This is a genomic window from Thioalkalivibrio sp. ALJ21, from assembly GCF_000378605.1.
In the GTDB taxonomy this organism is placed as follows: Bacteria; Pseudomonadota; Gammaproteobacteria; order Ectothiorhodospirales; family Ectothiorhodospiraceae; genus Thioalkalivibrio.
The window spans coordinates 953,653-963,182 of record NZ_KB905155.1; the positions used below are offsets into that span (position 1 = coordinate 953,653).

The 9,530-nt window shown below is 66.7% G+C and carries 11 protein-coding genes; 3 read left to right on the forward strand and 8 right to left on the reverse strand.

Going from position 1 to position 9,530, the window contains the following annotated elements:
• The first annotated feature begins 1 nt into the window (after nt 1).
• A complete protein-coding gene (locus F579_RS0104490) occupies nt 2-1,459 on the forward strand; it encodes a DUF935 family protein (RefSeq protein WP_019024071.1) in 1,458 nt (485 codons plus the stop codon).
• Nucleotides 1,456-4,947, forward strand: coding sequence for a phage minor head protein (locus tag F579_RS0104495; RefSeq protein WP_019024070.1), 3,492 nt, complete (start codon nt 1,456-1,458; stop codon nt 4,945-4,947). The genes F579_RS0104490 and F579_RS0104495 overlap by 4 nt, the downstream gene beginning before the upstream one ends.
• Nucleotides 4,948-5,085: 138 nt before the next feature.
• On the opposite strand, the gene F579_RS15500 is transcribed toward F579_RS0104495, so the two are convergent.
• From F579_RS15500 to F579_RS0104530, 8 genes are all read right to left on the reverse strand, one after another.
• The gene (locus tag F579_RS15500) at nt 5,086-5,286 is read right to left on the reverse strand and encodes a helix-turn-helix domain-containing protein (protein WP_081616895.1); all 201 of its coding nucleotides are present in this window, start codon (nt 5,284-5,286) and stop codon (nt 5,086-5,088) included.
• Entirely contained in the window at nt 5,283-5,591 is a 309-nt protein-coding gene (locus tag F579_RS0104500) for a hypothetical protein (protein ID WP_019024069.1), read from the reverse strand. The genes F579_RS15500 and F579_RS0104500 overlap by 4 nt, the downstream gene beginning before the upstream one ends.
• Nucleotides 5,592-5,644: 53 nt before the next feature.
• Entirely contained in the window at nt 5,645-5,881 is a 237-nt protein-coding gene (locus tag F579_RS0104505; protein ID WP_019024068.1) for a hypothetical protein, read from the reverse strand.
• Nucleotides 5,882-5,930: 49 nt separating this feature from the next.
• Complete coding sequence (locus F579_RS0104510; RefSeq protein ID WP_019024067.1) at nt 5,931-6,233, reverse strand: hypothetical protein; 303 nt, start codon at nt 6,231-6,233, stop codon at nt 5,931-5,933.
• A gap of 128 nt (nt 6,234-6,361) precedes the next feature.
• Nucleotides 6,362-6,730, reverse strand: coding sequence for a hypothetical protein (locus F579_RS0104515; RefSeq protein WP_019024066.1), 369 nt, complete (start codon nt 6,728-6,730; stop codon nt 6,362-6,364).
• 48 nt (nt 6,731-6,778) lie between these two features.
• Nucleotides 6,779-7,054, reverse strand: a complete 276-nt coding sequence (locus F579_RS0104520; RefSeq protein WP_019024065.1) for a hypothetical protein — start codon at nt 7,052-7,054, stop codon at nt 6,779-6,781.
• Between the two features lie 158 nt (nt 7,055-7,212).
• Nucleotides 7,213-7,587: a hypothetical protein gene (locus F579_RS0104525; protein WP_019024064.1), complete on the reverse strand. Its 375-nt coding sequence runs from the start codon at nt 7,585-7,587 to the stop codon at nt 7,213-7,215.
• A gap of 66 nt (nt 7,588-7,653) precedes the next feature.
• Nucleotides 7,654-8,226 (reverse strand): hypothetical protein, encoded by a 573-nt coding sequence (locus F579_RS0104530; RefSeq protein WP_019024063.1) that lies wholly within the window; start codon nt 8,224-8,226, stop codon nt 7,654-7,656.
• 162 nt (nt 8,227-8,388) lie between these two features.
• On the opposite strand from F579_RS0104530, the gene F579_RS0104535 reads away from it, so the two are divergent.
• Nucleotides 8,389-9,525, forward strand: coding sequence for a peptidase (locus tag F579_RS0104535; protein ID WP_019024062.1), 1,137 nt, complete (start codon nt 8,389-8,391; stop codon nt 9,523-9,525).
• Nucleotides 9,526-9,530: the final 5 nt, after the last annotated feature.

Genomic DNA, 9,530 nt, shown 5'->3' on the forward strand with positions numbered 1-9,530 from the left:
CATGGCACAGCCACCGAAAGGCGAATACGCACCGATTGACAGCTTGACCCGGGTTCACAACTGGACCGGGGCGCTCCTGGCGAATGACGACGCGATCATCGCGCAGCGCGGGGGAGACCCGGCCATCTACCGGGAGCTATTGCGGGACGACCAGGTGGGCTCGGCCCTGGAACAGCGGTTCCTGGCCGTCATAAGCCGCGAATGGGAGGTGATCCCGGGAGGCGACAGCCCAGCCGACCAGCGCGCAGCGGACGACCTGAAGGAAGACCTGGCCGCGCTGGAGTTCGACAAGATCACGCGCCAGCTTTTGCACGCGGTGCACTACGGCTACAGCGTGGCCGAGTGCATGTGGAAGCGGCGGGACGGCCGCGTGGCCCTGGACGACCTTCTGGTGCGGCCCGCCGAGCGGTTCCGCCGGGGCCTGGACGGGGGCATCTACCTGCTACACCCCAAGAAGCCCCAGGGGGAGCGGATGCCCGAACGCAAGTTCCTGTGGATCACGCACGGCGCGGAGAACAGCAGCCAGCTATACGGCCGGGGCCTGGCCCACCGCCTTTATTGGCCGGTCTTTTTCAAGCGCAACGGGATGAAGTACTGGGCCATCTTCCTCGAGAAGTTCAGCCAGCCGACCGCAAGCGCCGCCCTGCCCCGCGCGATGATGGAAGACCCGGTGCAGCGGGCACGGGCCCTGGAGTTCCTAGAGGCGATCCAGGTGGACAGCGCGGTCCTCCGGCCGGACGACATACCGGTGGAGTTGATCGAAGCCGCCCGCAGCGGGACCGGTGACTACGATTCCATGCGCAAGGCCATGAACGAAGCGATCACCAAGATCGTTCTGAGCCAGACCATGACCACGGACAACGGGAGCAGCCGCGCCCAAGCCGAGGTGCACATGGACGTTCGGGACGACATTGTGAAGGCCGATGCCGACATGATTAGCGAGGCCCTGCACCGGGGCCCGATTGCCTGGTGGTCCGAATGGAACCACCCGGACGCCGCCCCCCCGAAGGTTTGGCGCCGCATGGAGCGGGAGGAAGACCAGAACGACCGAGCCGACCGGGACACGAAGATCCTGCAGATGGGCTATAAGCCGACGCCAGACTATATCGAAGAAACTTATGGGCCCGGCTGGGTACCCGCCGACCAGGCGCCCACGGACGACCTGGAGACCGCCCTAGAAGCCGCCTTTGCCGAGGGGGACAGCACCAAGGCCCTGCACCGCGCCGATCAGCAGGCCATCGCAGAGGCAGCCCGGCACTACAGCGGCGATCACGAAGAGCTGCTCGGGGAGCGGGTAGAGCAGCTTCTGGCCTACCTGGAAGAGACGGACGACGCCGAGACGTTCAAGGCCCGCCTGGCAGAGCTTGTGGACGCCCCGCCCCCCGCCGAGGCGGTCAACAAGCTAGAGCGCACGGGCCTGTTCGCGCGCCTACTGGGCAACCTTCGCACGCAGCGATGAGCGCCCACGACTACCGGGAGACCCCAGGCAGCCTAAGCCTGGGGGCCAGCTTCAACCTGCCGCCCAAAGAGGCGGTGGAGTTCTTTCGCGCGAAGGGACTCAAGACCACGTTTGACTGGCGGGACATGCTCGGCGCCGAGCATGACCATGCGTTCACGGTAGCCAAGATGATGGACGTGGACATGCTAGGCGACGTGCGCAAGGCCCTGGACGAAGCAATGGCCCGGGGCGGCACCCTTCGCCAGTTTCGGGACGACTTGATCCCCACCCTGCAGGCGCGCGGATGGTGGGGCCGCAAAGACGTGGTGGACCCGCTAACCGGGGAGCGCGTGAACGCCCTGCTGGGTAGCAGCGGCCGGCTGCAAACGATATTCCGCACCAATCTACAGAGCGCCTACAGCGTAGGGGCCTGGGAGCGGATCGAAGAGCAGGCGGAAGAGGCCCCTTACCTGATGTATGACGCGGTGGACGACCACCGCACCCGGCCGGAACACGAAGCCCTGAACGGGACGGTGCTGCCCGTGACCGACCAGTTCTGGCAAACGCACTACCCGCCGAACGGTTGGAACTGCCGCTGCGGGGTTCAGCAACTCAGCGAGACCGAGATGGCCGCGCGCGGGTTGAAGCCGAGCCGCCGCCCGAGCCCCGGCACGAAGGAATGGAAGAACCCCCGCACGGGGGAGACCCACCGCGTCCCCCGCGACCTTGACCCCGGCTGGGACCACAACCCGGGCCTCGCGCGTTCGCAGAAAGCCCAGGCGCTACTCCAGGAGAAGATCCAGGCCCTACCCCCGGACATGCGCCCGGCGCCCGGCAAGACCTTCGACGGGCGCGGCTACGCCGGCGCACAGCCCGCTGGCGCCGTTACCCGAGAGCAGAAGGCCCGCCGCCTTGAGTCCACGAAGAACGCCGAACACCGGGCCGCACAGAAGCAACTGGACGACATTGCAGGCGGGAACGTACCCGACCCCGGCAAGTGGAAGGCCAAGGCGCTCGCGCAACTCAAGAAGAACGACGGCTGGAACGCGAGCCCGGCGCCCGAGAAGCTAGGCGCCCTGCTGGCGCGCGCGAAGGCCCTACAGAAAAAGAACACGAACCAAGGTTACTTGTCCGGCTACAAGAAGAACATCCTGGCCGGGAAGAGCCCCACCCCCGCGCAGCGCAAGGCCCTCGACAGCTTGCCGGGGAACGAACGCAAGGCCTGGCTGGAGAAGCTGGGCACCGCCAAGGCGAACGCCGAGGCCAAGAAGTACCTGGACGGGTTGAGCAGCCCCACCGCCCCGATCATGGAGAAGGCGGCGCTCAAGAAGCTGACGAACAACGGCACGGCCGCCGGCATGACCGCCAAGGAACTAGCCGACCAGGTGAAAGCCCAGGCCGCCGCGCTGCAGGCGAAGAGCCAGGCCAAGGCCGCCGTCGCCGGCTACAAGAAGAAAGCGATCAAGGGGGAGACCCCCACCCCGAAACAGTCCGCCGCGTTCAAGGCCCTGAGCAAGAAGGAACAGGCCGCCGTCCTACAGGAGATCGACGCCGGCAAAGCACAGGCCGCCCAAGCGGCCGCCGCCGCGAAGGCCGCCAAGAAGGACAGCGACGGCCCCACCGCAGACCTCGACGCCGGCCCGCCGTTGAATACAGCGGACATGGATCAGATCGGAGGCCAGGGGGGCAGCAACCCCGGCGGCATGTACCGAGACCGGCAAGGGGATCGCTGGTACGTCAAGAACCCCCCGGACCCGGACCAAGCGCGCAACGAAGTCCTCGCCGCCCGCCTCTACGCCCTGGCCGGCGTGGACGTTCCCGACGTTCGCATGGCGACCCGGGACGGACGCACCGCCGTCGCCTCGAAGGTGCTGGACGGGGTAGAGCGCAACCCGAACGCGCTGCGGGGCACGAACAAGCCGGCGGGGGCCCGTGACGGGTTCGCCGTCGACGCATGGCTGGCGAACTGGGACGTTGTAGGCCTTGAGTACGACAACATGATGGTTCGCGCCGGCAAGGCCATCCGTATCGACACCGGGGGCGCCTTGCTCTACCGAGCCCAGGGGCAGCGCAAGGGCGATGCCTTCGGGGATAGCGTGACCGAATGGATCAGCCTGCGAGACCCCAGCACGAACAGCCAGGCCGCAAGCGTATTTGGGGGCATGGATCAAGCCGCCCTGCAGGCATCGGCCCGGCGCGTTCTGGAAGTTTCAGACGCCGATATTCGCAGCACAGTCATGGCCTACGGGCCAGGCGACACCGCCGCGCGTACCGCCCTGGCGAATCGCCTCATTGCCCGCAAGCGGGACATTGCCAAGCGCGCAGACCTCGACATTCCCGGGGGGCCGAAGCCCGCCTCCAGCGCACAGGCCGCAGCCAGCATCAAGAAGGCGCAAAGCGACGCGCAGGGCTCCGTGGCGGTTGCCGACCAGCGCGTGATCGACGCCGCGAAAGGGATCAGCATGCAGGCCGCACAGGGCGGCACCCTTCGGGCCAAAGACATTCTGCGCGCCCGGCAGGCCCTGGACGCCATAGACGAGACGCTGGGGGCCGGTACCGCCTACGTGACCCGGGAGACGAAAGACGCCCTGCGCGCGCACTACAAGGCGGTGCGGCGGCAACTTGAGGACATTATCGATGCCGGCGAAGGGGCCCCGGCCGCCTGGGGCGCGGGGATTCACAAGGCCATCGCCGCAGACCGGATCCAGGTGGACAACGCCCGCGTGCCACCGGACCTGGCGCCGCGCCCGGGGGACTACGATACCGCCGCCGTTCAGAAGTGGGCCGCCTCCATCGGGTACGGGGCAAACCGCCTGCAGCCGCACCAGCGGGATGCCATGCGCAAGCACAACGTACCCGAGGTGGAGATGCAGGCCCTGGCCGCCTACACCGGGGCCGCCTACCGGACCATGAACGAAGCGCTGCGGCAACAGCGGCCCATGACCGAGCCGATCCGGCAAGCCGTCGCCGCCGCGACCGAAGCCCTGCGCAAGCTACCGCAGCGCCCGGCCGGGGAGTACACCCGAGGGGTCAACTCGAAACAGGTGCCGAACCACCAGGCCTACGTGAGAGCCCACACCACCCCGGGCACGCGGATCGAATGGCAGTCGTTCAGTTCCTCGTCCTACGGGGGCGGATTCGGCGGCGATATGCGGTTCACCGTTCGCACCCGCCAACCCCATGCCGACGTGGACGGCGTCAGCAGCAACATGGGGGAGCGGGAGGTGTTGCTCCCCCCGGGCACCATTGTCGAGGTAAAATCGGCAGAGCAGCGCGGCGCCGTTTGGCATGTTGTAGTCGAGGAAGTTCTGGACGGAGGCGCGACCCAGCAATTCACGGAGGGGGAGACGATGGAACAGGACGACAACCGAGACGAAGACACCCGCGAAGAGGAAGAGCGCCGCAAGGCACGCGAGACCATGCTGGAGCGTTCCAGCGACCAGGCCGGTGCCTTCCGTGTGATCTACAGCCCGAAGGACGACGAAACGAAGGGAGAGGACAGCGAGTGACGCCGCGCGTGTGCCGTTATTGCACAAACGCCACCCGACCCACAGGGGAAGGATGGCGCTGCACGTTGAAGCGAGCCGAGACGCGGCCGGATTGGAACTGCGCCAACTGGGAGCGGGCCCCCGGCGCAGACGATGACATTACAGGGGCCGCGCCCCGGTTTTCAGCAGGTACAACTCCCATGCCGCAAGCGGCATAGACCGGTCCCCCGCTTCCCACCGGCGCCAGGTGCGCCCGTCCGTATGCACCAGGGCCGCCGCTTGCGCCTGGGAGTGCCCCACCGCTTCACGCGCCGCTCGGATGGATTCGGGATCGCACGGGGGGAGAGATGGGGCGGTCACGACGCCACCCGCCCGGGCAATTCATCGCCCCGCAGATACGCCACCTCGTCACGAATGAGACCGCGCGCCACCTGGGCCGCGCGCTTGAGCCCGCCCTGGATTCCTGTGCGCCGCACATGCGCCCCGTTCATTCGCAGGGAGACCGACCATCCCGAGCGGGTATAACTACCCCCGGGGTTGCTGGCGATAAAGACCTCGAAGGGAACACCGCACAGTGCGCCCGAGTAGGTACCGGCGCGGGACAGCGGCACGTCGCGGCGAAGGCCGCTGCGGTTCCAAAGGATACGGGACGTGTAAGCGTTCATGGTTTCCCCTTGCTTGGTTGCGATAGGGGCCCCTGCAGGGCCCCGGTTTCAGGTTACGGGCAGACGCGGAACTCGCGGCGGTTGCGGCCGGTTTCACCTTCAGCGGCCACCATTTCCACGATGTACCGCTTCGCGGCAGCCAGGCTGCGGGGGCCCGGCACAAACACCGGTTCGCCTTCGCGAAACCCGGTGATCTCTTGGAACACCCAGGTGCCCCGCTCGGTGTTACGGGGCCAGCGGCCGTGGGCGCGTTCATAGGCGTGGACGTTGAACTCGACGGTGACAGTCATGGCGATCCCCCTTGCTTGCTTGTTGGGCCCCAGCAGGGGCCCGTTTCGATTAGTGGTCGGCGTAGTCGGCGCCGAGGCCGCCCATCGGGACGTGAGCAGCCAGGGCCGCCGCTTGCTTCGCCTGGGCAGCCTGGGCCTTTTCGCGGCGCTCGTTCTCGTACTTGACGACCTCGACCAGCAGGCCGGCGCGCTCGCGGCGCGGCACCTTGAACGTTGCGCCCTTGCGGAACAGGGTCAGGTACTTTTGGTGGAGGGCCATCAGGCCCCGCGCGTCGTACTTTCCCGGGATCGCCAGGCCGGCGTCGCGAATCAGGTTGCGCTCGGCGCGGATTTGCTCGGCGGTGTAGATCATCTGCTGTCCCCTTGCTTGCTTGTTGGAGCCGCCCTGCGCGACCCCATGACTGATACATTAAAGGACCGTTGGCCCTATTGCAACAGGGTGGGGGCAATTATCGAGAATTACCCCCGTGGGCGGCGGCCCTAGTAGCTCATCTGCCGAGGCCAGGACTTCACCAGATCGGGGAACCTGGCCCGGACTTCCGGCCGGATTTGATCCAGAATCCGGTTAGCTTGCCCGGCGTACCCCCTGACCCCGATGGTTCCCGAGGCGAGCGCGAAGTACAGTTCCTCCAGTTCGAGAACGTTCCGCACCTCAATTTGCGTTTTCCATCGCCCCAGGAACTCGCACACAGACGGCATCGCAAAGCCGTCCCCGAATGGGCCCTGCCAATCCCCAGTCCGTTGAGCCCGCTCGATATCGTTCTGCTTGTCCTCAAAAGCCCCGTATTCGGCCTCGTACAATTCCTCGATGAACACGCGGCTGGCCTTGATCTTCAATGGGTAGCGCATGGCGCGTCCCTCCTTCGGTTGGGAGGGGCCCCGCAGGGCCCCGGATGATTATTCGCCGCGTTCGCGGGCTTCCAGCACGTCGAAGATGGCATGCACGCCGGCCACGGACAGCCAGAAGATCCCGTCCTCTTCGTCGTGGAACCCCATGCCCTTCTGTTCCAGGCTAGAGATGAGGCCAGCGACCTGGTGCTTATCCCAGCCCAAGACCTTGCGGAACACGGCCGGGTCGCCGTTGGAGTAGTTATCGGAGAGCTGCGTCTCCCGGTCTTCATAGTTCAGGCAGGATTCCAGGGCCTTGATCTCGTTCTCGGTCAGGTTGGTCATTGCGGTTTCCCCTTTTGCTTGCTTGCCGGGGCCGCCCCTTGCGACCCCATGAGTCATACTATATAGGACCGTTGGCCCTCGTACAAGGGGGATCGAGCGGTTTTCGATAAAGAAAAAGCCGGGCACCAGGCCCGGCCGTTGCAGGGGGACGCCCGGCGCTAGGGCTCCGCCGGTTCTTCCAGCCAGTAAGGCGGCTCGAAGCGCCGCTCGGATTCCTGGCAGTTCAGGCCCGATTGCCAGGCCCGGTAGTACCAGGAGTGGCGCAAGTCTTCATCGGGCCGCACCTGGTTCTTGAAATTGTCGTACTCCATACCGGCCGCCTGGTCCGACAGGATCGCGCCCACCACGGAGCGCTGCACGACCGCGCGGAACCGGTAATCCGCGTCCGGGGTTTCAGTAACACCCCCGGCCTCTTCACAACCAGCCAGGAACCGCTCGAGATCGCCGCGCAGGCGAGCCCGCACCAGTAGCGAATCTTCATGGTCGCGGTGCGCCACGATGGACACCGCGCAATCGGGAAGGAAAACCCACATAGACACCTCCAGGGAAAGGGGCCGCAGCCCCGGAAAGAGAGCCCCAGCCGAAGCCGGGGCCAAGGTTCAGGCGACGGCCGCGACTTCCGGCACATCGATCCCAGCCGCGACAGCCCAGGCCCGCGCCTTCGCGGCAAAGCCGGCCCGGTTCGGGTTCTCCGGCCCGTAGCGTTCAGCCCGAGCCGCCGCCGCCGCCGCACAGGCCCCGGCGTTCTCGCGGGTAGCCAGCCGGTAGACGGTCCCGAAATACGGCGCGTATTCGCACTCGCACACCGGGTGCCCCAGCGACACCAGCCAATCGACCAGCGGCAGGGGTTCTTGTGACAGCCAGACCCCCTCGGTGCGCCCGCGCGGGGCGATAACGACCTGAGCCGGGCCCGCCCCGGTTTTGACGCTGTAGAGGTACTCGGCGCCCCAGGTATCGTAGGAGCCCGGATGCGGCTCGGCGTCCAGGTTCCCCCGGACGAAGGCGAACCCCAGGCCGCCGCGCGCATCGCGAACCTCGTCCAGCCCATCGCGGGCCGGCTGGGTCAGTTCGTGGATCATGTTGAACAGGCGAACGGCCGCGCCTTCCGGGTACCCATCCCAGTGGGTATAGAAGTACTGGCCGTCGATGTTGTAGATAGCGGACGTGGACATAGCAGACTCCCCTCTGCGGTTGATTGTCAGCCCCTACTGTACACTTCCGGCCGCTAATGTAAAGCCCCGGCGTACACGCGAGCGCGCCCGGGGAAACGGTCCCCCCTGATCTTCCCCCGTAGCACCCCCGGACAATGGCGCAAACCCACAAAGGGCCAGCCCATGCAGCCGTTCGAGATTTTCCGCCGAGGGACGCACACCAGCGCCGGCGGCACCACGCTGAACTTTACCGAGGACGACCTCCGCGCCGCCGTTGAAGGCTATGACCCGGCGTTGCACGAAGCGCCCATTACGGTCGGCCACCCGAAAGACAACCTGCCCGCCTACGGCTGGATCAAGGGCCTGGAGTACGCCGAAGACGGATCCATGCGCGCCACCCCCGAACAGGTAGACGAGGCGTTCGCGGAGATGGTGCAGGCCGGCCGCTTCAAGAAGCGCAGCGCCTCGTTCTATACCCCGGACAGCCCGAACAACCCGACCCCGGGCCGCTACTACCTCCGGCACGTTGGATTCCTGGGCGCGCAGCCGCCGGCCGTGAAGGGCCTCAAAGACGTGGCGTTCAGCGAGGAAGACGAGGCGGTGGAATTTATCGAGACCACCATGACCGCCGGCCTCTTCCGCCGCTTGCGCGAATGGATGATCGGATTCCGGGGCCAGGAGGAAGCGGACAACGTAATCCCGGCCTACCTCGTGGAAGACCTGGAAGACGCCGGCCGCCGCGAACTGGAGGGCGAAGCGGACGCCGAGCCTGAACCCGGCTTCACCGAAGCCCCGAAGACCACACCCGAGGAAGACCCCATGACCAAGAAGACCGAGGGCGCCGACGGCGCCAAGAAAGACGACCAGACGACCGACTTTGCGGAGCGCGAAGCGAAGCTGGCGGAACGCGAACAGCGCATCGCGGAACAGGAAGCGGCCATGCGTCGCCAGGCCGCCGAAGCGGAGTTCAAGGAACACGCCGAGGCCGGCCGCATCCGCCCGCAGGACGTGCCCGCCCTGGTTCAGTTCGCGGAGACCCTGGACGCCGAGGCGGCCGTGGACTTTGGCGAGGGCGAAGACGCCACCAGCCAGACCCCGCGTGAGTTCCTGTCCGCCTTCATCGCCAAGCTGCCGAAGGCCATCGATTACAGCGAGCGCGCCGCCGACACGGACGACGACGCCACCGAGCCGAAGGACAACAAGGCAGTGGCCGATGAAGCCCGCGCCTACCAGGCGAACTACAAGGAGCGCACCGGCCGGCACCTGAGCTTTACCGAAGCCGTCGCGGCCGTGAACGCCGGCAAGCATAACGCCGAGTAACCGGC

Coding starts and splice junctions, on each gene's coding strand:
- F579_RS0104515 (WP_019024066.1), bottom strand. CDS start 6,730: ATGCGCTACCCATTGAAGATCAAGGCCAGCCGCGTGTTCATCGAGGAA.
- F579_RS0104495 (WP_019024070.1), top strand. CDS start 1,456: ATGAGCGCCCACGACTACCGGGAGACCCCAGGCAGCCTAAGCCTGGGG.
- F579_RS0104500 (WP_019024069.1), bottom strand. CDS start 5,591: ATGAACGCTTACACGTCCCGTATCCTTTGGAACCGCAGCGGCCTTCGC.
- F579_RS0104490 (WP_019024071.1), top strand. CDS start 2: ATGGCACAGCCACCGAAAGGCGAATACGCACCGATTGACAGCTTGACC.
- F579_RS0104525 (WP_019024064.1), bottom strand. CDS start 7,587: ATGTGGGTTTTCCTTCCCGATTGCGCGGTGTCCATCGTGGCGCACCGC.
- F579_RS0104530 (WP_019024063.1), bottom strand. CDS start 8,226: ATGTCCACGTCCGCTATCTACAACATCGACGGCCAGTACTTCTATACC.
- F579_RS0104520 (WP_019024065.1), bottom strand. CDS start 7,054: ATGACCAACCTGACCGAGAACGAGATCAAGGCCCTGGAATCCTGCCTG.
- F579_RS0104505 (WP_019024068.1), bottom strand. CDS start 5,881: ATGACTGTCACCGTCGAGTTCAACGTCCACGCCTATGAACGCGCCCAC.
- F579_RS0104535 (WP_019024062.1), top strand. CDS start 8,389: ATGCAGCCGTTCGAGATTTTCCGCCGAGGGACGCACACCAGCGCCGGC.
- F579_RS0104510 (WP_019024067.1), bottom strand. CDS start 6,233: ATGATCTACACCGCCGAGCAAATCCGCGCCGAGCGCAACCTGATTCGC.